Source organism: Streptomyces sp. N50 (assembly GCF_033335955.1).
Lineage (GTDB): Bacteria > Actinomycetota > Actinomycetes > Streptomycetales > Streptomycetaceae > Streptomyces.
Genome location: NZ_CP137549.1, coordinates 2,271,334 through 2,294,434, shown reverse-complemented (window position 1 = coordinate 2,294,434; position 23,101 = coordinate 2,271,334). Strand labels below are relative to the sequence as shown.

The 23,101-nt window shown below is 68.0% G+C and carries 27 protein-coding genes; 16 read left to right on the top strand and 11 right to left on the bottom strand.

What is annotated here, in order from left to right:
• Positions 1 to 218: 218 nt before the first annotated feature.
• Positions 219 to 2,519: a hypothetical protein gene (locus R2B38_RS09935; protein WP_411978564.1), complete on the top strand. Its 2,301-nt coding sequence runs from the start codon at positions 219 to 221 to the stop codon at positions 2,517 to 2,519.
• Positions 2,520 to 2,580: 61 nt separating this feature from the next.
• Here R2B38_RS09935 and R2B38_RS09930 read toward each other — a convergent pair whose 3' ends face one another.
• Positions 2,581 to 4,197 carry a hypothetical protein gene (locus R2B38_RS09930; protein WP_318015897.1) on the bottom strand — a complete coding sequence of 539 codons (1,617 nt, stop codon included), beginning with the start codon at positions 4,195 to 4,197 and terminating at the stop codon, positions 2,581 to 2,583.
• Positions 4,198 to 5,326: 1,129 nt separating this feature from the next.
• Between R2B38_RS09930 and R2B38_RS09925 the strand changes: the two genes are divergently transcribed.
• The 11 genes from R2B38_RS09925 (at position 5,327) to R2B38_RS09875 (ending at position 11,220) form a co-directional block, all read left to right on the top strand.
• Entirely contained in the window at positions 5,327 to 5,821 is a 495-nt protein-coding gene (locus R2B38_RS09925; RefSeq protein ID WP_318015896.1) for a DUF6907 domain-containing protein, read from the top strand.
• The gene (locus tag R2B38_RS09920) at positions 5,821 to 5,958 is read left to right on the top strand and encodes a hypothetical protein (RefSeq protein WP_318015895.1); all 138 of its coding nucleotides are present in this window, start codon (positions 5,821 to 5,823) and stop codon (positions 5,956 to 5,958) included. Before R2B38_RS09925 ends, R2B38_RS09920 begins: the two co-directional genes overlap by 1 nt.
• Entirely contained in the window at positions 5,955 to 6,743 is a 789-nt protein-coding gene (locus tag R2B38_RS09915) for a DUF6907 domain-containing protein (RefSeq protein ID WP_318015894.1), read from the top strand. Before R2B38_RS09920 ends, R2B38_RS09915 begins: the two co-directional genes overlap by 4 nt.
• A complete protein-coding gene (locus R2B38_RS09910; RefSeq protein ID WP_318015893.1) occupies positions 6,740 to 6,940 on the top strand; it encodes a hypothetical protein in 201 nt (66 codons plus the stop codon). The genes R2B38_RS09915 and R2B38_RS09910 overlap by 4 nt, the downstream gene beginning before the upstream one ends.
• Positions 6,937 to 7,326: a hypothetical protein gene (locus R2B38_RS09905; RefSeq protein ID WP_318015892.1), complete on the top strand. Its 390-nt coding sequence runs from the start codon at positions 6,937 to 6,939 to the stop codon at positions 7,324 to 7,326. Before R2B38_RS09910 ends, R2B38_RS09905 begins: the two co-directional genes overlap by 4 nt.
• Positions 7,323 to 8,108: a hypothetical protein gene (locus R2B38_RS09900; protein WP_318015891.1), complete on the top strand. Its 786-nt coding sequence runs from the start codon at positions 7,323 to 7,325 to the stop codon at positions 8,106 to 8,108. Before R2B38_RS09905 ends, R2B38_RS09900 begins: the two co-directional genes overlap by 4 nt.
• Positions 8,105 to 8,278, top strand: a complete 174-nt coding sequence (locus R2B38_RS09895; protein ID WP_318015890.1) for a hypothetical protein — start codon at positions 8,105 to 8,107, stop codon at positions 8,276 to 8,278. The genes R2B38_RS09900 and R2B38_RS09895 overlap by 4 nt, the downstream gene beginning before the upstream one ends.
• A complete protein-coding gene (locus R2B38_RS09890) occupies positions 8,275 to 8,580 on the top strand; it encodes a hypothetical protein (protein ID WP_318015889.1) in 306 nt (101 codons plus the stop codon). The genes R2B38_RS09895 and R2B38_RS09890 overlap by 4 nt, the downstream gene beginning before the upstream one ends.
• Before the next feature lie 13 nt (positions 8,581 to 8,593).
• Entirely contained in the window at positions 8,594 to 8,830 is a 237-nt protein-coding gene (locus tag R2B38_RS09885; protein WP_318015888.1) for a hypothetical protein, read from the top strand.
• 3 nt (positions 8,831 to 8,833) lie between these two features.
• Positions 8,834 to 9,010, top strand: a complete 177-nt coding sequence (locus R2B38_RS09880; RefSeq protein ID WP_318015887.1) for a DUF6257 family protein — start codon at positions 8,834 to 8,836, stop codon at positions 9,008 to 9,010.
• Positions 9,011 to 9,096: 86 nt separating this feature from the next.
• Complete coding sequence (locus R2B38_RS09875; protein ID WP_318015886.1) at positions 9,097 to 11,220, top strand: cell division protein FtsK; 2,124 nt, start codon at positions 9,097 to 9,099, stop codon at positions 11,218 to 11,220.
• 227 nt (positions 11,221 to 11,447) lie between these two features.
• Here the strand turns inward: R2B38_RS09875 and R2B38_RS09870 are convergent, their stop codons facing one another.
• Complete coding sequence (locus R2B38_RS09870) at positions 11,448 to 11,768, bottom strand: 4a-hydroxytetrahydrobiopterin dehydratase (RefSeq protein ID WP_318015885.1); 321 nt, start codon at positions 11,766 to 11,768, stop codon at positions 11,448 to 11,450.
• Positions 11,769 to 11,771: 3 nt separating this feature from the next.
• A complete protein-coding gene (locus R2B38_RS09865) occupies positions 11,772 to 13,037 on the bottom strand; it encodes a Twin-arginine translocation pathway signal (RefSeq protein WP_318015884.1) in 1,266 nt (421 codons plus the stop codon).
• A 91-nt stretch (positions 13,038 to 13,128) separates the two neighbouring features.
• On the opposite strand from R2B38_RS09865, the gene R2B38_RS09860 reads away from it, so the two are divergent.
• A complete protein-coding gene (locus R2B38_RS09860) occupies positions 13,129 to 13,524 on the top strand; it encodes a DUF6415 family natural product biosynthesis protein (RefSeq protein ID WP_318015883.1) in 396 nt (131 codons plus the stop codon).
• 356 nt (positions 13,525 to 13,880) lie between these two features.
• Here R2B38_RS09860 and R2B38_RS09855 read toward each other — a convergent pair whose 3' ends face one another.
• From R2B38_RS09855 to R2B38_RS09825, 7 genes are all read right to left on the bottom strand, one after another.
• A complete protein-coding gene (locus tag R2B38_RS09855) occupies positions 13,881 to 15,224 on the bottom strand; it encodes a phage major capsid protein (RefSeq protein WP_318015882.1) in 1,344 nt (447 codons plus the stop codon).
• Between the two features lie 422 nt (positions 15,225 to 15,646).
• Positions 15,647 to 15,817 (bottom strand): hypothetical protein, encoded by a 171-nt coding sequence (locus tag R2B38_RS09850; protein ID WP_318015881.1) that lies wholly within the window; start codon positions 15,815 to 15,817, stop codon positions 15,647 to 15,649.
• Positions 15,818 to 15,821: 4 nt separating this feature from the next.
• Positions 15,822 to 16,118, bottom strand: a complete 297-nt coding sequence (locus tag R2B38_RS09845; protein WP_318015880.1) for a hypothetical protein — start codon at positions 16,116 to 16,118, stop codon at positions 15,822 to 15,824.
• A gap of 178 nt (positions 16,119 to 16,296) precedes the next feature.
• Positions 16,297 to 16,548 carry a hypothetical protein gene (locus R2B38_RS09840; RefSeq protein ID WP_318015879.1) on the bottom strand — a complete coding sequence of 84 codons (252 nt, stop codon included), beginning with the start codon at positions 16,546 to 16,548 and terminating at the stop codon, positions 16,297 to 16,299.
• Entirely contained in the window at positions 16,545 to 17,798 is a 1,254-nt protein-coding gene (locus tag R2B38_RS09835; protein ID WP_318015878.1) for a DUF3631 domain-containing protein, read from the bottom strand. The genes R2B38_RS09840 and R2B38_RS09835 overlap by 4 nt, the downstream gene beginning before the upstream one ends.
• Positions 17,799 to 17,830: 32 nt before the next feature.
• The gene (locus tag R2B38_RS09830) at positions 17,831 to 18,697 is read right to left on the bottom strand and encodes a bifunctional DNA primase/polymerase (RefSeq protein ID WP_318015877.1); all 867 of its coding nucleotides are present in this window, start codon (positions 18,695 to 18,697) and stop codon (positions 17,831 to 17,833) included.
• A 274-nt stretch (positions 18,698 to 18,971) separates the two neighbouring features.
• Positions 18,972 to 19,187 carry a helix-turn-helix transcriptional regulator gene (locus tag R2B38_RS09825; RefSeq protein WP_318015876.1) on the bottom strand — a complete coding sequence of 72 codons (216 nt, stop codon included), beginning with the start codon at positions 19,185 to 19,187 and terminating at the stop codon, positions 18,972 to 18,974.
• Positions 19,188 to 19,321: 134 nt separating this feature from the next.
• Here R2B38_RS09825 and R2B38_RS09820 point away from each other — a divergent pair, with 134 nt between their 5' ends.
• Together R2B38_RS09820 and R2B38_RS09815 are read left to right on the top strand one after the other, a co-directional pair.
• Positions 19,322 to 19,819, top strand: coding sequence for a helix-turn-helix transcriptional regulator (locus tag R2B38_RS09820; RefSeq protein ID WP_318015875.1), 498 nt, complete (start codon positions 19,322 to 19,324; stop codon positions 19,817 to 19,819).
• Positions 19,782 to 20,900, top strand: coding sequence for a site-specific integrase (locus R2B38_RS09815; RefSeq protein ID WP_318015874.1), 1,119 nt, complete (start codon positions 19,782 to 19,784; stop codon positions 20,898 to 20,900). Before R2B38_RS09820 ends, R2B38_RS09815 begins: the two co-directional genes overlap by 38 nt.
• A 3-nt stretch (positions 20,901 to 20,903) precedes the next feature.
• On the opposite strand, the gene glnA is transcribed toward R2B38_RS09815, so the two are convergent.
• A complete protein-coding gene (gene glnA, locus R2B38_RS09810) occupies positions 20,904 to 22,313 on the bottom strand; it encodes a type I glutamate--ammonia ligase (protein WP_033284193.1) in 1,410 nt (469 codons plus the stop codon).
• A gap of 198 nt (positions 22,314 to 22,511) precedes the next feature.
• Here glnA and R2B38_RS09805 point away from each other — a divergent pair, with 198 nt between their 5' ends.
• Positions 22,512 to 22,982, top strand: coding sequence for an RDD family protein (locus tag R2B38_RS09805; protein ID WP_019064483.1), 471 nt, complete (start codon positions 22,512 to 22,514; stop codon positions 22,980 to 22,982).
• Positions 22,983 to 23,101 lie beyond the last annotated feature (119 nt).

Genomic DNA, 23,101 nt, shown 5'->3' with positions numbered 1-23,101 from the left:
GTGCTGAGGAACGGTTCCGATCGGACCTGCGGACCTTGGGGGAGTGGCGCCTCAGCAGACTCAGACCCGTACCAGGGCTGCGCAGACTCGCGAGAGGCGCCTGTGTCGAGTCACCTTCAACGGTCGGAGGCTGGCTCCTCGGACGGAACCTTCCGACGTCGGTGGAGCGACTGATTGGGCTGGTCCGAGCTATCGGTGCCGAGGCGAAGCGCCAGGGAGTGGAGCCGTTGCCCGACGAGCGGCACCTCTTCGACCTCGACCACTGGCGTCGTCGCCGGCGGGACGCGGCGGCCGAGCGGATCAACGGGAGCGCGCGACGGTCGGTGCGCTCGGAGGGAGAGCCAGGCAGCGTCGGATCCCTCGATCTGCCCCGTCCGCTGGCCGGCTGGCAGCCCGAGCGGCTCGGTGTGCACGCGGCGATCGCCGATCCGCTGCGAACGACTGCGACGGGTTTCGTGCTCCCCGAGTACATCGTCCGCCGTCACGACCACGAGCTCCGAGACCTACTCACGGATGCGGCGTCTGGGAAGGCCCCCGTGCTGCTCGTGCTGAGCGGGTACAGCTGCACCGGGAAGACCCGCACCGCGTACGAGGCGGTCGCGGCCTGCCTCGCCGACTGGGGGCTGGCGTATCCGAAGGACGCTGACAGCCTGTGCCGACTGCTTGCCGCCGAAGCCCTCGGCCCGCGCACCGTGCTGTGGCTCAACGAGGCCCAGGAACTACTCGGCGGCCACGGTGGTGAGGCCGCTGCCGCCGCCCTGCGCCGACGGCTGGAGCAGCCGGAGCCGTTGGTGGCCATCGCCACCCTTTGGCCAGGTCACCAACGCGAACTGACCGATCGTCCGACCGGCAAGCAGGACCACCACCCTCAGGCCAGAGCACTGCTCGCGGCGGCGCGTGTGATCACCGTTCCTGCGGTTTTCGACGGCTCGGCGTTGGGGCGGTTGCACGAGGCGGACGACGGGTCGCTGGCCGTCGCCGCACGAACTGCTCCGGATGGTTCCATCACCCAGACCCTGGCGGGCGGCCCGGCCCTGGTCCAGTGGTACGAGCAGGCAGACGGAGCGCAGGACTGCTACGGCAAGGCCGTTGTCACAGCCGCGATGGACGCACGCCGACTCGGCCACACCTCCCCGCTCCCGCGCACGCTGCTGGAAGGTGCCGCATCCGGCTATCTGACCGATGCCCAGCGCGCCGCGGCGCCGCCAGACTGGTTCGAGACCGCGTTGGCCTTCGCACGGACCAGGGTCAAGGACGTGGTGACGGCGCTCGGCGACGTGGCTCACGACCACGGGATGGGCGCTCGACCGGGAGTATGGCGCCTGGCGGACTATCTCGACCACTACGCCCGGACGACTCGCCGTGAGTACTTCCCGCCCGCCTCGTTCTGGCACGCCGTGGAACACCACGCGGCGACCGCTGCCGACTTGTACGAACTGGCCCGGTCCGCAGAGGGGCGGGGGAGGCTGCGGCTGGCGGCCGCGCTGCTGCGCCGCGCGGCGGATGCGGGACATGATCCGGCTTGGGAGGCAATCGTCACGATGATGGCGTACCGGAACCTGACCGAGGAAGCCGAGATCCTGGCGCGATCGGTCCTCCGGAGCGGGAACCCGGAGCCGATGCTTGCCCTGGCATGGACGCTCAGCGAGTTCGGCGACGACGGGACCGAGCGGCTGGTCAGGGAAGCGGCCACGACAGGGTGGGCTTCCGCGCTGACCGCACTGGCGATGGTGTCCCATGGGCCGGAGGCGGAGGCGGCATTGACGAAGGCTGTGGCGCTCGGAGATCCGGAGGCGCCCTTCCAACTGGCTGAACTGCGCCGGAACGTGGGCGACTTCGCGGAGTACGAACGGCTCCTGTGGCTGGGAGCATCGGCGGGTGACCGGGACGCCAAGGGCGAACTGGTGAAGCTCAAGTGCCGTGCTGACGAGTGGGACGAGGCCGAATGCCTCGCCCGGCGGTTCGCCGAACACGGCGATGGATTCGAATTGGCCACGATGGCGATCGACCGGAGCCTGGACGGTGACCAGGCTGAAGCCGAAAGGCTGGCCTGGACAGTCGTTGAGCTGGCTGACCGGGACGCGCTCGGCGCAGCGAAGCGGCCCTGGCCGGGCGGGACGTTCGCCGCGGTAATCGTACTGCTGGGCCTGTGCTCCGACGATGACGGTGTGGATCCGGTCCTGCACCGGCTGGCGAAGTTCCGGAACCCGCAGACATGGGCAGTGGCGGCCCGGTTCCAGGAGGCGCGCCACCCAGACCGGGCTGAGGCTCTGTATCGGCGCGCGGCAGAGCAGGGGCACCTCTTTGCGCTGGAACGGCTGGCCATGATGGAACGGCACCGGAACGTGGCCAACGCCGAGCGCACGCATCGTGCGACGGCCGATGCTGGTGGTGGAGTTCGCTCGCTTGCTGATCTCTGGGACGCGGAAGGCAGGCATGAGGAGGCAGAGCAGGCCCGCCGCTACGGCTTGGAGAACGACGGTTCGATCGCCGGTCCTTGGCCATTTCAGCTGCCCTGACCTGCGGTGACCAGCTTTAGCTGCTGGGCCTGGTACACATCAGCCGCATACTTCGTGGGGATCAGTGTCCGGAGCGGGAAAGGCGCCGGGTGACGCCGGCGATGACGGTGGTAGCCAGGAGCCAACCGGCTATCGCGCCTGCCCAGGCGACCCAGGCGGTATTGCCGGAGGGCGCGAACGCTCTCTCCTGGCCGAGGTCCAGGATGGGCAGGATGACGTCGAGGGCGAACGCGACTGGTTGGAAGGCCGGTCCGTCAGTACGGACGGGCTGTGGTGGTACTGCTGCGAAGACGATGGCGACGAGCGTCGTGAGGGCGAAAAGCCATACGAGAGCGCGGCTTGGGCGGTAGCCGTAACCGACGGTGAGGTCTTCGAAGTATCCCCAGAACCGGTCAGGCAACCGTGCGGAGTTGCGCCGCTTTCGGTGGCGAGCCAGCTGCACGGTTCGGGCATCGTCGTCATGGCCGAGCTGGCGGTAGTAGGTGGCCAGGCGCTCGTACGCGTGTGGGCTGCACTCAGCGCTGCGATCGAGCCATGCCAGACGTTGAGTAGCCGGCAACAAGGGGCGTAGGCCTTGATAGGTCAGCCCGTCCAGCTCGATTCTCGGTGGCCACGCGGTAGGGGAATCGTGGATGCGCCCTATCGTTGCGGCACGAAGGTCGCACGCAAGGGGCCGCGTGTTGGTCGACATCATGTCCAGGACGCCAACGACCGCATGCTGCAGATCGATGGTCGACGCGTCGGCGGCGAATGTGGAGTCGGACAATTGCAGCGTGCCTTTGATTTCGGCGCGTGGCAAGGATATGCCACTTGTGATGGTCGCTCCGACGTCCAGATTGAGGTCGGCTTCAACGCGCACTCCTGGAGCGCGGAGTGCGTGATCGCCATGAGATGTGAGAGTGCAGCCGGAGAGTTCAATCGATTCGCCGACGGTGGCAGCGAAAAGGTTGATGCCGCCGTGTGCTGACATGCCGTTGGCGTAGATGCCTCCGCCAACTCTTACCGAAGGGGCACTCACAGCCCAGCCAGCGTGGTTACGTACTGTGGCTCCGTTGAACCACCACTGACCGCCGATCGTCGCCCCGAACAGGGAGATCCCTCCCCCGTCAACGGACAGTTCCGCGCAGTGAAGGTCCTGTGCGATACGGAGGCCGTCGCAGCGAAGGGCTGCATGACCTGTGCTGCTCAGGCGGCCTTTGGTCACCTCAAGCGTGAAAGCCTGGGCGCCCCAAAGATTAATCCCGCCCACGGCGTTGATGGCCTGTGCATACAGCCCACCATCGACGCGCAACTGGGGTGCACGCAAAGCATATCCAGAATCTTCGCTGACTAACTCGGCACCGTTGAGCCACATGTCGCCGGCGATGTCAGATCTGAACAGAGAGACGGTTCCGCCAACCGTTTCGATAAGCGTCAGATCGCCCTCTACTTTCAGCCTGTCTGCATTCAGGGCCGGAAGGGAAGACCCAGTAAGGTCAACAGTGCAGAGTGAGGCATCGCTCAGGTCGACTTCGTTGTCGAAACGGCAGTCGATGAAAGCCGCAGGAATCTCAACTTTTGCGTGCGACAGCTGAAGGTTCCCCGTGATGGTGGCGCCTATCAGATGCAGCCGTGGAACCGCACCGGGTTGTGGGGGCGGCGGTTGCAGCAGGAGACGGGTGATGGCTTCTGCCGTCACCTCCTGGTCCTGGCCGGTTGCACTTTCGGACGTGGGAGCGGAGAGGTCCAAAGCCAGGCCCGCGCGTATCGCGTGCCATAACTGTTGAGCGTTCGACGGCCATTGAGCCGGGGGTCTGGACATAACTCATTCCATCACCGCTGTCTCGGCACGATGGCGGGTTGTTCAAGATCCCCTCCCTCAACTGGCCCTCACCTGGCTGCCTGTTGAGCTGAGGGAGCCCGCGTTCGCGCCAGTCTGGAAGCGACGAAGTCCGTCTTGACCGGCCCCGGCAGCTCACCGGCGAGCAGACGGGATGCGCGTCTCTGCTGAAGGGACTGTCCGACATGTATCGCGGCTGTCTCCGACAATGAGTTGCTGGAGTGTTGACCACTCTGCCGTCGGTTCACCGCCACATTGACAACGCTCGCGCGCTGACCTGAGACGCAACTTCCACCGTGTGGGAAGCGGAGCGGTGCTCGGCCCCGTCGGCCCATAAACCAGTCTGCATACGACGGTGCCCCCGCCTCTCGAAGAGAGACGGGGGCACCCGACGATCGGTTCGATCGGTTGGATCACACGTCGAAGTACAGCTCGAACTCTAACGGCCCCTCTGCCATCTGTGGTTGAGGGGCCATATCCCGTTGACCTGCGGTTTTTACCGTTGGTACGTGATGGGTGACGCTAGACGTTATTGATCGTCCTGCGGACTGTTTGCGGACTGCCGGTCGCCACTGACTGTGGACCAGTCTCCAGCCGGCGGACGCTCGGGGAGCCTGGCACCGGGCCGCCTCATGTACCAGCGCATGAACTCGCGCAAGACCTTGGCGCGTGGACTGCGGCCTTCAGGGTGCATGGCGCGCGTTGCGGCCTCGAATGGTTCCCATTCTTCGTCGGGCGCGCGGAATCGCCGGGGAGTGTCGTAGTCGGTGGCCTCGGGCGTCATGTCGCGAGGGTATGCGGTTGTAGCCACGACTGGCAAGAATCCAGCCGCCTCTTTGTGGCTACAAGATTCTTTGGCTTCAGGGTTGCTTTGTGGCTACAAGCGAGTCTAGCTTTGTAGCCACAAGAACGGCCCCTCCCCGGTGCAACCGCCAAGTCTCACCGGTTCAGGGCCTACGGATCTACCTGACTACACAGGAGAACCGCTATGGCTAAGTCTGCCATCAGCACGCCCATGTCCAGCCCCGGCTTCGAGTTCGTTGCCGCACGGATCGGGCTTCCCGGCCGCACCACGACCGTGCTCATCGAGTGCCCCACCAGCTGGTGCACCGTGAACCACTTCGAGGTCCGCGAGGTCGCGGTCGAGGACATCACCCACTACGGGCCCGGTACGTTCCTCGGCATCCCCACGATGTCCGACGACGAGACGGACCTGCTTGAGCTGTACGTGAACATCACCTCCGACCCGGCGTCCGACGACCCGCGCATGCAGGCCGCACACCTGATCGTCAGCAACTCCAGTGGCCAGGACGCGGACCTGACGAACGGCCAGGGCGAGGAGCTGGCGGACAGCCTGGTCCGCATGGCTGCGGAGATCCGGCAGGCGCTGCGCGTGTGCCAGTCCGCGAACCGGCCCGTGCTCGTCGACTCCGACCCGAGCATGGACGAGGCGCTGCGCCGGGTCCGTGGGGAGGCTGTCTGATGCCGCGCCGTAACCGCAACGTCGTCCAGAGCCGCGCCGAGCACCGCATTGAGCTGCTGGACACCCTTGGCCTCGCGCTCCGTGCGCCGGGCCGCCGCGTCAGCCGCAAGTCCCGCCGTAAGGGGTGTGCGGTATGAGCGAGGAGCAGCGGGCGCGGAAGTTCGTCGAGCGTCACTTCCCGGTGACGGCCGCGTTCCTCGCGGCTGAGCCTGCCGAGGGTGAGCCGCCGGTGTTCGGGCCGGCCGAGGTGCAGAACGCGCATGACGACCAGCCGGAGCCGTTCGTCGTGGTCCGGGTCGCCTACCGCTTGTCGCGCTTCGAGCTGTTCGCGGCCCTCGCGGACGGCTACGCAACGACCAACACGGGCGCGGATCCCGACGACATGACCGTCCAGCAGATCCGTTCCGACGTCGAGGCCTACCTGTGCGGTGCGTCCTGGCGGGACATGGAAGACCTCGTCGAGACGGTCGCCCGGCAGATCGAGGGTGGCGAACACCCCGAGCAGATGGCGGCCCTGAGGCGGGCCATGGACCGGGCATACCCGCTGCACCGTGAGCCGGAGCCCGCGTCGGACCCGGTGTACGGGAACGGGACGGTCACCCTCACGACCACGGACCAGGGCCGGGTGACCGAGCCCGAGCCCGAGTGGTGCATCGGTCACGAGGGCCAGATCGTCAGCTATCGGTCGGACATCACGCACCGCGGGCCGTGGGAGGCCGCCTGGTTCATGGGCGTCGAGTTCTTCCCGGCCGGTATCTCGTGGGCGCCCGCTATGGAGCCGGTCCCGGTCGGCGACTTCTGGGAGTTCCCGCCGATGGACCCCGGCCAGCTGCGAGAGCTGGGCGCGCTGCTCGCCGAGCAGGTCGGCCGGGTGTACCGGCTGGCGAACTTCCTCGACCAGATCCGCAGGGGGATGCAGTGAAGCGGTACGTCGTCGTCCCCCGCCCGACCGAGCGGGCCGCGCTGCGGTCCTGCGAACGGTCGCCGCAGCCCCTCCCTTCCGTCCCTGCCCTGATGGCCGCGCTGATCGACGCGAACGATCGGCGTGACCGTGAGGGCGTCTGCCTGGCCGCGCACCGTGTGGTGCGGGCTGCCGCCCCGGAGGTGGGCGCACCATGACCGTGACCCTTGAGCGACTGACGGACGTGCCCGCGACGCGCGGCATGACCGCTCAGCACAGCCTGGTCGACCCCTACGACGAGCCGCACGCGGTCATCGGCCTCCGGGTCGTCGTCTCCCGCGACCTCCTGGCGGCCGCCGTCGACATGGGCGTGAACAGGTACTACAAGGCCGGCGAGCGTCACCCCGACGACCTAACCGTTGAAGAGGTCCGCTACTTCGCCGAGGCCTACCTCCTGTCGGAGAGCGCGCTGGACCTTCAGCAGGGCGCCGAGGCGATGGCGGAGATGGCCGAGCCCGACTTCTACGACCGGCGCACTCACATCCTGGTCCTGGCCATGTACCGGGCCGTGGACCGCGCGTACCCGAAGGTGGTCGGCTCGTGAACACTCCGAAGCTGCTGGCCCATACGTCGCTCGCGGCCGGCGTCGTCTTCACCGCGACCGCCGAGTACAGCCTCGCCCGGAAGATGGGCGCGATGGAGCCGGTGGCTGTGATGCTGCCGGTCGCCATCGACGCCTACGCGGTCGCCGCACTGAAGCGGTTCCGGTCGTTCGACATCACCCTGAGCCTGCTTCTGATGGGCGCGGCGCAGGTGTCGGCGCACCTGCTCGACTCGCACGTGATGAAGGTCAACGGCTGGCTCGTCGTGGTCGTGTCGCTGCTCGTACCCGTGGCGATCTGGCGTACCCACGCCCTCGCCCGCGACGACGACCAGGCGCCCGAGGAGCCGACCAAGTTGGATGTTATCCAGCTTGAAACTTCAACCGAGGTCGAGCGCGTACCTGCCGTACCCGAGGCGTACCCGGCGATCGAGGCCCCCGTACCTGCCGTACCCGAGGCCGTACCTGCGGGCGCCCGGCTGCTGCCGGTCTTCGAGTGCCCCGGCGAGCTGGACCGGGCGCTGCGAAACGAAATTCGAAACGAAATCCCGGAGCCCGTACCCGGCTCGGGGTACGTACCTGAGCCGCCCGACGAGGACCCGCTCACTGCGGCCGGCGTCGCCTGGGCTGCCGAGCAGTTCAAAGACGAGCTGTTCGCCGGGAAGGTGCCCGGGATCGCCCGGATCAAGTCGGAGTGCCGGGTCGGCCAGGACCGCGCCAAGGAGATCCAGGACGCGTTCCGGGCGGCCCTGCCGCAGCTGGTCGGGGCGGGGGTGTCGTCGTGAAGTACCTGATCCTCGGCGCCCTGTTGGGCCTCCTGCTGGTCTTCCCGCAGCTGCTCGCCGTCGTGGTCGCCATCGTCGCGGCAGTCCTCGGCAAGCCTGTCTTGGTGGCGTTCGGCCTCGGCTTGGCGGCCGGTGTCCGCTCCCGCCGACTGCGCAGGTGGGCCCGATGAGCGACGCCCTGCGCAAGGCGGAGGCCGCCGTCGCCGAGGCCGCCGACAACACCGACGTCGTTCGGATCGTGGCTGCTGTCCTCGCCACCCAGCAGGCTACCCAGCAGACCGCGGCCCCGGCCGCGCCCGCACCGGCCGCCGGGCAGCACAACACCGGCAAGTGGATCGCCATCGGCCTCGCCGGGTCGGTGTGCGCGATCTCCCTGGCCCTGTCCGCCATCGCCATAGCCATCGGCGCGGTCGCCGTGACGTGCTGCCTGATCGTCCTGCGCTCCATGTGGCGCGACTTCACCAACCGCTGACCAGGAGAAACCAGTGAACAAGTCCACCCAAGAGCAGTACGTCCAGTTGGCGTGGAACGCCACCGCCAAGGCCGAGCAGCTGGCCCGGGACGCCGAACGGTACGCCCGTGACGAGGACCACAGGCGCAAGGTCGAGCCGCTCACCGCAGCCGGCCGTCTGTGGGCCGAGGTCGCCCAGTCCTACGCCGCGATCGCGGCCGTGCTGCCCGAGCCGCTTCCCGAACTCCCCGGCGCCGAAACGGAGTACTGACCCATGACCGACGACCTGCGCTTCAAAGACTTCACCGGCGGCGAGAAAGCCAGCCTGCTCCTGCTGCACGCCCGCATGGCCAAGCGCGGAATGGCCGGCCCCGAGGTCGACCTGTCCGACCTGCAGCGCAAGGTCGAGCGCATCGAGAAGCGCGCCGAGCGCCGCAAGAACAGCAAGTAGGTACGCCACGGGGCGCCCGTACCCGGCACAGGTACATCCGGGCGCCCCGTGTCCCCGACCCTCCGCAGAGAGAAGGAAGCACCAGCATGACCGATCTCCACGTACCCGCCAACGACGAGGACGCGGGTACACCCGTACCTGTCGTACTCGACAAGGAGGAGGCGCCGGGTACACCCGTACCCGAGCCCGCCAAGACCGAGGTACAGCCCCGGCGCCGGGTCCGCCTCCACTCGCTGCGCCGGGTGCTGACGGACACCCGCCAGAACCCGGTGTACCGGCTCAGCGTCCGGCACGGCTCCTACGTGTGGGGCGGTACCCGGATCATCTCCCGCCGTACCTGGGAGGCCCGCACCACGGCCCTGCACGCCCGCATGATGCGGATCGCCGAAGCCTCCGGCAACGAGGAGATGGTGCAGAAGTGGGAGCAGCGCGCCTACGCCTACCGCTTCGCCCGCCACAAGCGGCGCATGGACCTGCTGCAGATGGCTCTCAACGCCCCGCGGGCCCTCGCGTCGGCCCTCGTCGGTGTGGGCGGCCTGCTGCTGATGCTCGGCGTCATGGTCGCGGTCTACAACCACGACGTCCGTGACGTCCTCGCTCCGGCGAACGCGGCGATCGAGTTCGTCGGCTGGGTCGCGTTCCTCGCCGGTGTGATCTTCGAGCCGCTGCTGTACTCGCTGCCGGTCCTCGTCCTGCTCGGCGTGTGGTCGGTCGGCCGCAACCAGAAGACCGCACCCACCTGGGCGCTGCCGCTCGATGGCGACGAGCGGGACGTCGTGCCTGATGAGAACGCCATCATGCGGGCCCTGGGCAAGCTCGGTATCGCCCCGCTGAATGCGGCCCTCAAGGAGGGCTGGAAACCGCGCTGGGTGCAGCCCTCCACCCGTTCCGGGGGCGGCTGGCACGCGCAGTTGCAGCTGCCCGAGGGTGTACCCGTCGAGATGATCGCCGACAAGAAGGCGGTCCTCGCGCACAACCTGATGCGCAAGCCGGTCGAGGTGTGGCCGACCGAGCCCCGCGACCAGGCCGGCGTGCTCGACCTGTGGGTCGCCGACCCCGGTGTCCTCACCAAGCCGGTACCTGCCTGGCCTCTCCTGACCGAGGGCACCACCGACTTCTTCAAGGGCGTTCCCGTCGCACTCAACGCCCGCGGCGAGCAGGTCATCGCGCGGCTGATGGCGGCCAACTACCTGATCGCCGGGATCATGGGCTCGGGTAAGTCGTCGCTGGTCATCTCGCTGCTCCTCGGCGCGATGCTCGACCCGCTGGTCGAGGTCGACGTGCACGTCCTGGCGTACAACACCGACTACGACCCGATGCGGCCCCGCCTGCGCACCCTGGTCAAGGGCGACGAGGACGAACACGTCGCCGCCGCCATGGAAAAGCTGCGCTCCCTGGCCGGTGAGGTGTCCCGTCGCGGTCAGGAGCTGGAACGCATCGGCACGGACACCAAGGTCACCCGCGAGATGGCGGAACGCGATCCGTCCATGCGTCCCCGGATCGTCGTGTTCGACGAGGTCCACGAGCTGTTCATGCACCAGAAGTACGGCGCGGAGGCCAAAGAGCTGGCGCTGAAGGTCACCAGGAAGGCCCGGAAGACCGCCATCGTGCTGCTGTGGATCACGCCGGAAGCCGATGCGGCGAGCCTGCCGCGCGGCATCGCCAAGACCGTGTCCCACCGGGTGGCGTTCGCCATCAACGACCACCAGGGCAACGATGCGATCCTCGGCACCGGCATGCACAAGAACGGCTACTCGGCGACCACGCTCGTCGCGGGCGAGGACGTCGGCACCGCCATGGCCGCCGGGTTCGGGAAGACGCCCGGACTGATCCGCTCCTACTACGTGCGGAAAGAGGCTGGCATCGACGAGGTGACGCCGGTCGTCCAGCGGGCTATGGCGCTGTACGAGGGCATCGGGCCGGCCGACGTTCCGACGTTCGAGGTGCCCGATCCGCTCGCCGACATCGCGACCGTCCTCGGTCACGCGCCGCGGATGCGGACGCACGATGTGCTGCGCGGGCTTCAGGACCGCAACCCCGTCGCCTACGGATCATGGTCGTTCCGCGACCTGAAGAGCGTCCTCGACGATGCCGGGCACGGCGTCTACAAGACGGACGGGGGCAAGATGCACGTCAGCCTCGACCGCATCCTCGACGCCATCGCAGCCCGCGACGACGACATCGACGACGAGGGAGGCGACGAGGAGTAAGGGAGTTCTCCCTACCCGCCTCCCTGAGGTGCCTCCCTGTACATGACCTGCGGAAATGGCCAGTCAGGGAGGCGAGGGAGGCTCTCCGTACCGGCGAACGAAGGGCCCTCTGAGCAGGTTTTGCCTCCCCGTCGCCGCCTCCCTCCCTGCATGCCACACGACAAAGGCCTCCGGCCCGCGCCCGCACTCCACCGGGCACGGTACGGGGGCCTTTTTGCGTTCCGGGGTCAGCCGTCGACCGGCTCGACTCCGTGCGCCGCGGCGATGGCGTCGATGCGCTGGGCAAGGTCGAAGTCGGCGGCCGTCAGCTTGTGGCCAGCATCGTGCGTGGTGATCCCGAACCGGACCTTCCCCCAGCGCAGGTCGATGTCCGCGTGGTGGCCGATGAGCCGTTCGACGTCGGCGACGTGCACGATCAGCGCGACGCCCCCGTGATACCGGATCGCATAGCTGCGGGTGATCTCGTCGCCGTCCCGCCGCCAGCCCGGCACGCTCTCCAGCGCGATCACGATCTCGTCCTCGGTCAGCGCCACCGGTACATCAGCCACGCGTCAGTTCCCCTCGCTCACGGGCGCCAGAACCTCCTCAAGGTCCCGGCCGACCGGGGCATCCTGCCACGGCCGCATCGCCCGCTGAAGAGTCACCAACTCCCGCCGCATACGCGCTGAGCGGGTCTCTACCGCGATGTCCGCGACCGCGCGGGCAATCTCCAGCGCCTCGTCAGGTTCGCCCGCCCAGGCCGCCGCTGTGGCGTGCCTGGCCATGTAGACGCCGCGGTCCCGGCGCGCGGTCTCCGGGACGACGTCGAGGACCTGCTCCCACAGGGACACCGCCTCGCCGCCGAGCCCGAGCCGGCCGTAGCAGGTGGCCCGCTGCACTTCGAGGTAGCCGGGCGTCCGGCGGCAGGCGTTGCCCCACGGCAGGTCGTCGTCGACTCGGGCGAGGAGTCCGTCCGCCTGGTCTATGAGCTGGTCGACCGCGGCCCGGTCGCCGGTGAGGCTCGCACCGTGGGCCTGCTGCTGCATGGCCATGATCCGCACCTTGGGCACCAGGCGCCGGGAGTCGTCGAGGGCGGCCTCGCACAGGTCGATGACCGCGTGCCCGTCGCCAAGGTCGGTGCGGACCTGCGCCTGGTTGACGAGGGAGTAGCCGATCAGGTGCGGGTCCCTGGACCGCATGGCGATCTCCTGCGTGACGCCCCGCCAGAAGCTCGCGCCCTCCATGTCTCCGGCGTCCTGGAACAGCCAGCCGACGAGGGCCGCGTAGGCGGCGCCGACCCGCAGGAGGCCGCGGCGGGTCTCGCCCTTCGCCGACCGGATCAGCTTGTCGATGAGCTGGTACTGCGCGGACACGGTGCCGATCAGGTCGTGCGGTCCGAGGAACATGTCGGCCCGGTAGTGGCCTTCCAGCTGCTGCTGGAAGTAGTCGATCAGGGCGGGGTCGACGTGCTGGGGTGCGACCGGTCCGGCGACGAGCGCGGCAGCGGTGACGGAGACGAACGCGCGGCGCTTCACATCGGCCTCTTCGTGGTGCTCGGGGCGGATCCAGCCGGGCGGGGTGGTGAATCCGAGGTCTTCGGGCCACCGGCCGAGCGCGTCATGGATGACGATCGCGGTCTCTTCCGCCGGCCAGCCGGGGCGGTCGCCCTCCCAGCGTCGCCAGGTGCGCGCGGACACGGTGAACTGGCGGTCGTCGAGGAGCTGTTGCCCGTGCCCGGTCAGTCTGGCCGCGGCCTGCTCGATGGTGCGCCAGCCGGCCCGGAGCCGGGCGGCCCTGAGCGCGTCGTTGCGGCCCATGTGTCCAGTCTGAGGTGTCATGGCGCCCGTTCCCGGCCGTGGCCGCCACGTGGCCACGGATGGCCACGGCGCGGCCTAGTTGCGTGTCACCGTGCCCGCCCATCATCGCGGTGTGGCTACAGGACGTGCATGGGATGCGACAGAAGACGTTACGGCGGAGACTCCCCAACTCCCCCCGGACATCGTCACCATGCGGGCCACGGCAGGCCGTCTCCTCGGGCCGGACGGTTGCCCTGAGGCGCTTCCGCCGTCCGCCGCCGAGGTCGACCTGCTCATCCAGACGATGCGCGGGCAGCTGGAGCTGCTGGTGCCAGAGGTCGAGCGGATGACCGGCAGGGCCGCCCGGACGGTGGCGCAGTACTGCGCTGCGGCGTGCGTAGGCGAGGCCCGCGGCAAGCTGAGGGCCGAGCCCCTGCCGGGACTGTCCGGCGCGGTCGCCTACGCCCGCCGCCTGGCCCGCGTCCTGGGCGCCCTCTGCGACCACTACGAACGCCTCAGCAGCAGCTGACAGACTCCGGGACCAAGAAGCCCCGACCGGGATGGACCACCGGCCGGGGGCTTCGCTACGTAGAAGGCGGGTGCAGGTACCGCTCTCCGGTCTTCGGAACCGGGTCATGACGGCCCTTGCGCGGTGGTTGAAGCCGCGTTTCACACCCGCCCATAGCGCCAGTGACCGGCAGGTACCGGCGCCGTCTTGAGGGGCGCCAGCCGAGGACCCCGCCCTGGAGGAAAGGGGATCCCCGGCCGGCACACGGCCGCGGCCAGGAAGCGCGGCCATGCGGGAGGGCGTTGCCGCTGAACCCGGAACCCGGGTAGCACTCCAGCGGCTCGGGGGCCATCACTCCCCGGCACCCAAACCCGCAGCTAGAACGACGGAGCAGCGAGCGCCGAACCGCCAATTTCGACCACCGAAGCGGGGTACCTGGCCGCCGTGAACGCCAGGTAGCCATAGATCTGGAGCCTCACGGTCAGCGTCCCGGAGCCGACCTCCGGCATGACCCGCGAGCGAATGCCCGACTCGTACAGCAGCAGATCGGACGCACGGAGGACGTGAATCACGTCCTCGTTGGTGCCCGTCCCGAGCGTCGTCGGCATCGAGGGATCCGTGACGACCGGCAGGCCGTGCATCTGTCCCACCACCTGCTCGGCAGCCACAGCACCCAGGGTCGCCACCGCGTTCTGCGGGTTGCCGGCCTGCGGCACCACCAGCGGGCGGCCGGCCGAGTCCGCCGCGGCCAGGAACCAGGCCCACCGGCGCGGGTGCATCACGATGACGGTGGGCGGCATGAACCGGGTCGTGTGCACGCGCTGCACAGCGTCCGCGATCTTCGAGTAGACGCCGGCCACGGTCGGCGAACCCGACGTGTACGCGATCGTCGTGATACCCGACGTGCCACGGACACCCGTGACCTGCCCGGAGCTGCCCGAGCCGGAGATGACCTGCAGATCCAGCTTCGTCGCGAAGTCCGCCGTCAGGTCCCGGAAGATGACCTGGTCGAAGCTCACGGGCGACTGGTCGAGGAGCTGGATCGCCACGTCCTGCTGGCCCGCGATCGTGCGCACCGGCGCGTTGATGAACGTGTCGGTGATGTCGGTCTCCTGGACGGCGCCGTTGTCCGCCGTCTGGATCGCCGTGGCCGAACCCGTCGCCACCTTCGGGATGTTGATGCTGTCCGTGCCGCCAGGCATGGGCTGCCCGTTGACCACGTTCGCGTAGGCGCGGCCCGCGCGGGCCAGCTCCACGAACTCGCCCATGAGCCAGGCCGGCGGGACCGCATAGCCCCCGTTCCCATCGGTCCGGTTCAGGTCGCGGTACTCCTGGCCGGTCGCCACGTCCGTGGCGTGGCGCTGAAGGCGCTGCATGGCGGAGCCGTCGTCGTCCTGGCCGAGCCGCACACGGGCCAGGTCCTGGAAGTAGGAGGAACGGCCGTGCTTGCCGTAGGTGCGCGGCTCGTTGACCGACAGGCCGGAGGTGGCTCGGCGCACGGCCGCGGCCCCGCCGGTGGGCTCGCTCCGCTGGCCGACAGAGACCAGTTCGGCGATGCGGTCGTCTAGATCGGCGATGTCCCGGCCGTACTGCTCCCACTGACGGAATTCGGCTTCGGTGAGGCCGCCGTTCTCGTCGCCCTTGTCGGCGATGATGCCGCGCTGGATCTGGGCGGTACGCAGGCGCTCTTGCAGGCGGGAAAGACGCGTGTCGGTAGACACAGGGAACCCCTGGAGGGTGTACGCATCGGCGTACCCAGTGCCAGGGCTTCGGCGGTGCTGGATTGACGGTTGTCGTCGTCCAGTGCCAGGACTCGCTCTCACCTGTGGGGCCAGTGCCAGGCCGCCAGCGTCAAGCCTCAATCAGAGGCGCGCCAGGTGGAGCTGAGATCACGGTACGCCGAAAGGTGCTAGCGCGGAAGTGCTATCCCAATTACGGCCCAACCCCCCTCGCCCCATTGGGCCCCTATTCGGGGCTACTCGGAGACATTGGGCCGTAATCTGAGGCCCTTCGATGATCTTGAGCCGCTGTGGTTTTTTCGTTCGGGGGGAGATATTTTTCAGGTGTGGGCGGGGTCAAAGTAGGTCAAGATCAAAAAATCGATCCACCAGCCGATCACGCCTCTGACCTGTGGTTTTGTGGCTCATTGGCCTTTTCGTCGCCCTCGCATGCTGCCGTTGCGCTTGGGGCCGGCCCACCGGCGCAGTACGAGGCTGGTAACCCTGCCGCTGTCGCCGTCCTGCCGTGTACGGCGGCTGGTCTGCTGTGCTCGCTGGTCGAGCAGGGCACGCATGCGTTCCTGGGTGTCTGTCATGACGTCACCAGCCCTTCCGACGGAGTTCGAGGAGTTCGAGTCGGCGCATGTTGAGTGCGGGTACCGGGTCTGCCTTGCGTTCGAGGATTCGGCGCGCCTCGAAGCCGGTCAGCGTCGGTCCTGCCTGCCTTGCCCTGGTCAGGGCGTGGTGCTGGTACCTGCGTACTGCGAGGTGCAGGTTGCCCTCTGCTGCGAGGGAGCACACGGCGCTGAGGTCCATGCCTGCCCCTGCTGCCAGCCCTGCCAGGTCGCTGGGCCTGGCCCTGCGGAAGGTGGCGGGCACGGTGTCGGTGGTGGTCATGCTGCTATCTCCTGTCCGATGTGATGGTTGGGGCACTGCCCGCCGTGCACGTCGTTGCACGGTGGCTGGTGTGGAAGGCGGCAGAGCCAGGCTCCACAGCCGCGCACGCACGGCCGGCGGCGACCGGCCTTCAGCGGGCGGTCGCAGATCGTGCAGCGGATGCGGATGCGGGCCCTGGTCACGGAGCGATCACCCGAATCCTGTTGTCCTGGCCCATGGCCTCGTACCACTCACTCGACGTGTGCAGGACACCGCCGTACAGGAAGACCGGTTCGATGGTCGTAACAGCGGCCCCGTCCGCGCTGTAGGTCTGGAGGACGGTTGCCCACGCGACGATCGGATACGAGTTGTCGGTGCTGCTGGAGGTCCTCACGTACCAGCCGGGCGCCGCGGTGGTGAGGGCGATAGGGGAATCTTCGACGTACTTCACGACGCCTCCGCATGCAGGTTCTCGTCGGTACCCGTCCCAACCGTCCCAACGTCGTTTCCGCTGGTCAGGCTGGTACGGGTTGTTTCGCTGGTACGGGTTGACCCGTCCCAGGTATGGGACCCGTCCCGCGCTGACCAGGGAAGCGACGCTTGGGACGGTTGGGACGGGTCATCACGCGGGACGGGTTGCGGCTTGTCCGGCGGGCAGTAACGGGACCACGGATCCTCGAACTTGAGGCGCAGGAATCCCTTGCGCTGAGGACCGTCTGCGGGGCGGATGTTGCCCGACCGGACGCCGTACTTCTCCAGCATGATTCCGAGGCGCCGAGCGGTCAGACCGTTCGGTCCGTACTCCGCCCAGGGGGCTTCCTTATCGGCATTCAGAGCCGTGAGCAGATCCTCTGTAGTCATCTCGGGCGGCCAGCCGGCGCCCCTGAATGCCTTCCGGCAGTCGAGGAGGATCCGGCTCTCCTGTGAGCCGCTTCCGTCGGACTCGTCGCGCTCGCCCAGGATCTTGAGTGCTGCTTCGCGCGCCAGCTTCGGCCACACATCCCCGGCGAGATCCGCGACGATGATCAGGGGTTCCCAGGTATCGGCCGCGCGGTCTTCAAGGGGCATCTCCGGCTCGTAGCCGCACAGTTCATCTGTGATTTCCCGCAGCCAGGATGAGAGCCGCATGCCCAGGGTTTTGAGCCGGGGCGCGTCCCTTCGTGTACGGAAGGGCTTCACGTGCTCGTGCGGGGCGCGGCGTCGCATCTGGATGATGACCGCTCGGTCCATGATGGTGTCGGGCATGTCGCCGATACCGGCGATGCCTGCCATACAGAAGGTAGGAAACTCCTTCACCGTCTGCTCGGTGCCGACCCCGACGACGCGCAGGGTGGGCCTGTTCCGCTGGTGCCCCGCGTTGAGCAGGCCGCGCAGTTCCTCGTTGCTCTCAGCCACCTTGGCCGACCCGAAGATGGTGTCCGCCTCGTCGACGAGGAGCGTCGGCGGGTCGTCGCCGATGCTCCGGAAGACCGCGGCTACCGTCGAGTTGACCGTGATCAGCGGCCGGTGAGTCGCCTCATAGATCACGTCCATCAGCCGGGACTTGCCGCAGCGTTTCGTCGGACCCGTGATCACTAGCCGCGGAGCGTGCTGCCATGCCTGCTGCCCGTAAGTGGCCGCGGTCCACAGCGTGGTGGCGATGGCCGCTTCCTCGCTCGGGAAGATGACGTAGTCCTGCATCGTCTCCTTGAGCTCGGTCAAGATCTCAGCGGGACTCATGTCCGCGGGGTCTGTCACGCCCTCACCCCGCGTTCCGCGGAGGTGACGGTGCGGCGGGCCTCGCCGTCGGACAGACCGACCTGTACGGCCGCCGCGATCAGCTCAGCCTCGACGTCCCCGGCCGCGAGATGCCCGTCTCCTACGTGCGCCCACGCTTTGCTGGCGGCCCAATACAACTTGGAGTTCCGCTCACCCTGGGGGGCGTTGAGCACGACGTTTACGAGCCCTTCGAGGGCCCGCCCCGCAGCGTCGCCAGGCATGGGGGAGGAGCGACGCTGGGGGCGGACGAGAGGGGCCGGAGGCAGCATCAAGCGGAGCAGCTGTTCCGGTACCGGCTGCGGATCGGTGTACCCGAGGTCCGGGTGGAAGACGTACACGCCGGCGCGGCCGGTGGACCCAGGGCCGACGACGTAGCCGCCGGTCCCGCGAACGTCGAGCCCGGCGCCGATCCGTCCGACGGAGTTCGGCACGGTGACGCCCTCGGGGACGGTCATCCACAGGTGTGCACCGCCGGACGGTGTGAACACAGTGGTGGTCATCTCAGGGATGGCGAACCCGTGCTCATGGCCGAGCCCGGCGAGGGTGGCGTACCCGTCGACCCCGTTCTTCCGGTCGATGTCGAGACCGACCAGGCGCCCACGGCAGGCGATCAGGTAGCCGACCGCTTTCGGGGCGAGCGCGAACAGGCGACGTACATCAGCCGCGTTGGTGGTGGCGTCGTAAACGCCGTGTCCGGGCTGCCCGCACTGCCCCTTGCAGCTGTGCCCTTTGTCGTGCGGGGACGGGATCGCTGGCGTCTTGTTGATCGTGGTCGGGGCTACGGCGTAGTCCTGTGCGGCTGCTCGGAGCGCGTTGTCGAGTGCGTTCTCGTGGTTGCTCATGCCGCCCCCTGCAGCTTGGTTTTGAACTGCAGGAGGTAGTGGGCGCCACAGGGGGCGTCTTTCTCGCCGAGACCGATGTGCCTGTGCCAGTTACGGCACTCGGGACACCGGGCCGCGAACTCCAGCCGACCGGACGTCTGCACGGGCACCGGTCGCGCTACCGGCATGTCCGAGGGCTGCGCTACCGTGGCAGCAACAGACCTGCTGCCGCCCGCTGCTTGGTCTTCGCGAACCCCGGGAGGTAGGGCCTCTCGGGGTTCGTTGTTGTTCGGGCTCATGCCGCGGCGCCCCCGGTCTGCTCCGCATCCCAAGCGTCGAGTACGGCAATGGCGTAGAGCGTCCGGCGCCCGCGCTTCACCGCACCGGGGATGTAGCCGATGTGCTTCCAGTACCGAACGGTGCTGGGGGCAGTTCGGTACCGCGTGGCGACTTCGTCCGTGGTCAGGTACCGAGGTTCTCCGGCGCTGGGCGCGATGGTGCTGCGCTTCATGTGATCCTCCGTGGGGATTGAGCGCTATGCCCAGCAGGATTACAGCAACGTCTAGTTGTGGTCAACCCCAGCAAGCACTAACGTCTATTCCTGTGGAGGATCAAACGCAGTCAACGGAAGAGACCCCTCGTACCTTGGGCGACGCATTGGGGACAGCCGAAGACGTCGTCGGTCGACGGGTGAAAGCCCTGCGCCTGGCGCGCGGCTGGTCCCAGCAAGAGCTGGCCACGCGCATGAAAGACCAGGGTCAGCCGTGGCGACAGACCACCGTGGCCAAGACGGAGGCCGCGGACCGTCCGATCAGGGTCAACGAGGCGGCATCGCTGGCCGCCGTCTTCGGTATCACGATTTCCGATCTCTTGACCGTCCCGATCGACGACTATCACCTTGCGTCGGCGACGGTTCAGCTGGCCGAGGTGCGCGCTCTTGCGGAAGCGGCACAGCAGCGCGTGAGTGAGCTGGAGAGGGCCCACCAGCACGCGACAGGCCAGCTAGAGGCGGCGCGACAGCAGCATCACTTGGCGCTGGTCGAGCTCCAGCGGGCTCAGGAGCAGTACCAGGCCGAGGTCAAGAGCGCGGCGGAGAGGGCAGGGAATGGCGAGCAAGAGCATCAAGAAGAGGCCGAACGGTAAGTGGCGGGCCCGGTACCGCGACCTAGCCGGCAAAGAGCACGCCCGGCACTTTGTCCGGAAGGTCGACGGTGATCGCTGGCTCGACGAGGTCACGGCCGCGCTGGTGACTAACGCCTACGTCGATCCGAAGGACAAGAAGCTCACGGTCGACGAGTGGTGCGATCTGTGGATCGAGTCCTACGCGAAGCGTGTGTCGACTGTGCGGCAGGCGAAGGTGCATCTGGCGCAGATCCGTGAGGAGTTCGGCCCTCTGCCGCTGATGGCGGTCGATGAGATGGCCGTGAAGAAGTGGATGGCCCGCCTTCTGCGGGAGGGGGCGGCGCAGTCGTACCGCTTCGCACTTCACAGCCGACTGTCCCAGGTGATGCGGGCCGCGGTGCGTGCGAAGAAGATCACGGCGAATCCCTGCTCCCGGGAGACGTCACCGGGGGGCGGAAAGCAGCGACCCTACGTCTGCACGGACGCGCAGCTGTGGGCGCTGTACGAGGCTGCCGAGGAAAAGTATCGGCCTTCGATCCTGCTGGGGGCGTTCGCCGGCCTCCGTATTGCGGAGGCTTGCGGGCTGCGCCTGGTCGACGTCGACCTCGATGCGCGGACGGTGACGCCCACCGTGCAGTATCCGGCTGAACCGCTCAAGACAGAATCGAGCGTGGCAGCCGTGCCTATCCCGGACGTGTTCGTGGGGGAGCTCAAGCGGCTGCTCGACGGACGCACGGACGGGTGGGTCCTGCTCGACGACGAGGCCGCGCAGCTGGGGCCGTGGAAGATCGAGCGCCATGTGCGCCGGATTCGGAAGCAAGTCCCCGGCCTGTCACTGGAGTTCAGGTTCCACGACCTCCGGCACTACTACGCGAGCATGCTCATCGATGCTGGCCTGTCGGTGAAGGTTGTGCAGCAGAGACTGCGGCACTCGAAGGCCACGACGACCCTGAACACATACGGTCACCTCTGGCCCGACTCGGATCAGTCGACCCGGACCGCGGTTGAGCGGGCCATGGGCCCCTTGATCACTAACGCTGCGGACCCCCTGCGGACTGTCGAAGAGTCCGCAGAGGGTCCGTCCAGCGTAGAGCCCTGTTGATCTTTACACGTCGAAGTACAGCTCGAACTCGTGCGGGTGCGGACGCAGCTGGAGCGGCGCGATCTCGTTCGTGCGCTTGAAGTCGATCCACGTCTCGATCAGGTCGGACGTGAAGACGTCGCCCGCGAGGAGGAACTCGTGGTCGGCCTCGAGGCGGTCGAGGACGGCCGGGAGGGAGGTCGGGACCTGGGCGACGCCCGCGTGCTCCTCGGGGGCCAGCTCGTAGAGGTCCTTGTCGATCGGCTCGGCCGGCTCGATCTTGTTCTTGATGCCGTCCAGGCCCGCCAGGAGGAGCGCGGAGAAGGCGAGGTACGGGTTGCCGGAGGAGTCGGGCGCGCGGAACTCGACGCGCTTGGCCTTCGGGTTGGAGCCCGTGATCGGGATACGCATCGCGGCGGAGCGGTTGCGCTGCGAGTACACCAGGTTGACCGGCGCCTCGAAGCCCGGCACCAGGCGGTGGTACGAGTTCACCGTCGGGTTGGTGAACGCGAGCAGCGACGGGGCGTGCTTGAGGATGCCGCCGATGTAGTAGCGGGCGAGGTCCGACAGACCCGCGTAGCCGGCCTCGTCGTAGAAGAGCGGGGAGCCGCCCGCCCACAGCGACGAGTGGACGTGCATGCCCGAGCCGTTGTCGCCGAAGATCGGCTTCGGCATGAAGGTCGCGGTCTTGCCGTTGCGCCACGCCACGTTCTTCACGATGTACTTGAAGAGCTGGAGGTCGTCGGCCGCGGCGAGCAGCGTGTTGAACTTGTAGTTGATCTCGGCCTGGCCGGCGGTGCCCACCTCGTGGTGCTGGCGCTCGACCTGGAGGCCGGACGCGGCCAGCTCCAGGGAGATCTCCGCACGCAGGTCGGCGAAGTGGTCGACCGGCGGGGTCGGGAAGTAGCCGCCCTTGTAGCGGACCTTGTAACCGCGGTTGTCCTCGACCGCACCGGTGTTCCAGGCGCCGGCCTCGGAGTCGATGTGGTAGAAGCTCTCGTTCGCCTTGGTCTCGAAGCGCACGCTGTCGAAGACGTAGAACTCGGCCTCGGGACCGAAGTACGCGGTGTCGGCGATACCGGTGGAGGCGAGGTACGCCTCGGCCTTCTTCGCCACGTTGCGCGGGTCACGGGAGTACTGCTCGCCCGTGATCGGGTCGTGGATGAAGAAGTTGATGTTGACCGTCTTGTCGCGGCGGAAGGGGTCCACGCGCGCGGTCGACAGGTCGGCGCGGAGCGCCATGTCGGACTCGTGGATGGCCTGGAAGCCGCGGATCGAGGAGCCGTCGAAGGCGAGTTCCTCGTCCGGGTCGAAGGCCGTCGCCGGCAGTGTGAAGTGCTGCATCACACCCGGCAGATCGCAGAATCGGACGTCGACGAACTTGACGTCCTCGTCCGCGATGAACTTCTTGGCCTCGTCGGCGTTCTGGAACATCCAGCTCCTCCTACTCCCGACCGTCCGTGCCGGGGTGGTAGTTCGTTCGTGCGGCCAGTGCGGTGGCACACGCTGGACCCGACCTTAGGGACGGGGGATTTCTCTGGCGTGACCCATTTGTTTCGCCCAAGTTAACCGGTCCTGGGCTCGTTGGCCCCTCCTGTCCGCATGGCAGAACGCGGGCAGTACCGTGGACGGGTGGACAACAGGGATGCGATCGGCTCATGGCTCTCCGGGCCCCGTGAGGCCGCGGAGCGAGCAGGTGTCGACTTCGGCTACCGCGGCGAGCAGCTGGGCCTGCCCGAGGACGGCCCCGGCTCGATCGCCCGCCCGGGCCGCCGCCTCGGCGCCCTCGCCGTCGACTGGGCCCTGTGCCTGTTGATCGCATACGGCCTGCTCACCCACGGCTACAAGCCGGGCGCGACCGGCAACTGGGCCCTCCTCGTCTTCTTCGTGCTCAGCGCCCTCACGGTCGGCACGATCGGCTTCACCCCGGGCAAGCGCCTCTTCGGCCTCCGCGTGTACGCCCTCGACACCGGCCGCCCCAACCCCCTGCGCACCCTGCTCCGCACGGCCCTCCTGTGCATCGCGATCCCGGCCCTGATCTGGGACCGGGACGGTCGGGGGCTGCACGACCGGTTCGCGCGCACGGTGGAGGTCCGGATCTAGAGGTCCGGATCTAGAGGTCCGGATCTGGCAGCAGTCGTACGACGAAGGGGGCGCCCCGAGCGATGGGGGCGCCCCCTTTTTTTTGCTGTGCCGGGTGCCCCTTTTCCGTGCCGGTCGGG

What these genes read in the sequence shown, in the direction of transcription:
- R2B38_RS09925 (WP_318015896.1), top strand. Translation starts at nt 5,327, where the DNA reads ATGGCTAAGTCTGCCATCAGCACGCCCATGTCCAGCCCCGGCTTCGAG.
- R2B38_RS09920 (WP_318015895.1), top strand. Translation starts at nt 5,821, where the DNA reads ATGCCGCGCCGTAACCGCAACGTCGTCCAGAGCCGCGCCGAGCACCGC.
- R2B38_RS09915 (WP_318015894.1), top strand. Translation starts at nt 5,955, where the DNA reads ATGAGCGAGGAGCAGCGGGCGCGGAAGTTCGTCGAGCGTCACTTCCCG.
- R2B38_RS09905 (WP_318015892.1), top strand. Translation starts at nt 6,937, where the DNA reads ATGACCGTGACCCTTGAGCGACTGACGGACGTGCCCGCGACGCGCGGC.
- R2B38_RS09890 (WP_318015889.1), top strand. Translation starts at nt 8,275, where the DNA reads ATGAGCGACGCCCTGCGCAAGGCGGAGGCCGCCGTCGCCGAGGCCGCC.
- R2B38_RS09880 (WP_318015887.1), top strand. Translation starts at nt 8,834, where the DNA reads ATGACCGACGACCTGCGCTTCAAAGACTTCACCGGCGGCGAGAAAGCC.
- R2B38_RS09875 (WP_318015886.1), top strand. Translation starts at nt 9,097, where the DNA reads ATGACCGATCTCCACGTACCCGCCAACGACGAGGACGCGGGTACACCC.
- R2B38_RS09865 (WP_318015884.1), bottom strand. Translation starts at nt 13,037, where the DNA reads ATGACACCTCAGACTGGACACATGGGCCGCAACGACGCGCTCAGGGCC.
- R2B38_RS09850 (WP_318015881.1), bottom strand. Translation starts at nt 15,817, where the DNA reads ATGACAGACACCCAGGAACGCATGCGTGCCCTGCTCGACCAGCGAGCA.
- R2B38_RS09845 (WP_318015880.1), bottom strand. Translation starts at nt 16,118, where the DNA reads ATGACCACCACCGACACCGTGCCCGCCACCTTCCGCAGGGCCAGGCCC.
- R2B38_RS09830 (WP_318015877.1), bottom strand. Translation starts at nt 18,697, where the DNA reads ATGAGCAACCACGAGAACGCACTCGACAACGCGCTCCGAGCAGCCGCA.
- R2B38_RS09825 (WP_318015876.1), bottom strand. Translation starts at nt 19,187, where the DNA reads ATGAAGCGCAGCACCATCGCGCCCAGCGCCGGAGAACCTCGGTACCTG.
- R2B38_RS09815 (WP_318015874.1), top strand. Translation starts at nt 19,782, where the DNA reads ATGGCGAGCAAGAGCATCAAGAAGAGGCCGAACGGTAAGTGGCGGGCC.
- glnA (WP_033284193.1), bottom strand. Translation starts at nt 22,313, where the DNA reads ATGTTCCAGAACGCCGACGAGGCCAAGAAGTTCATCGCGGACGAGGAC.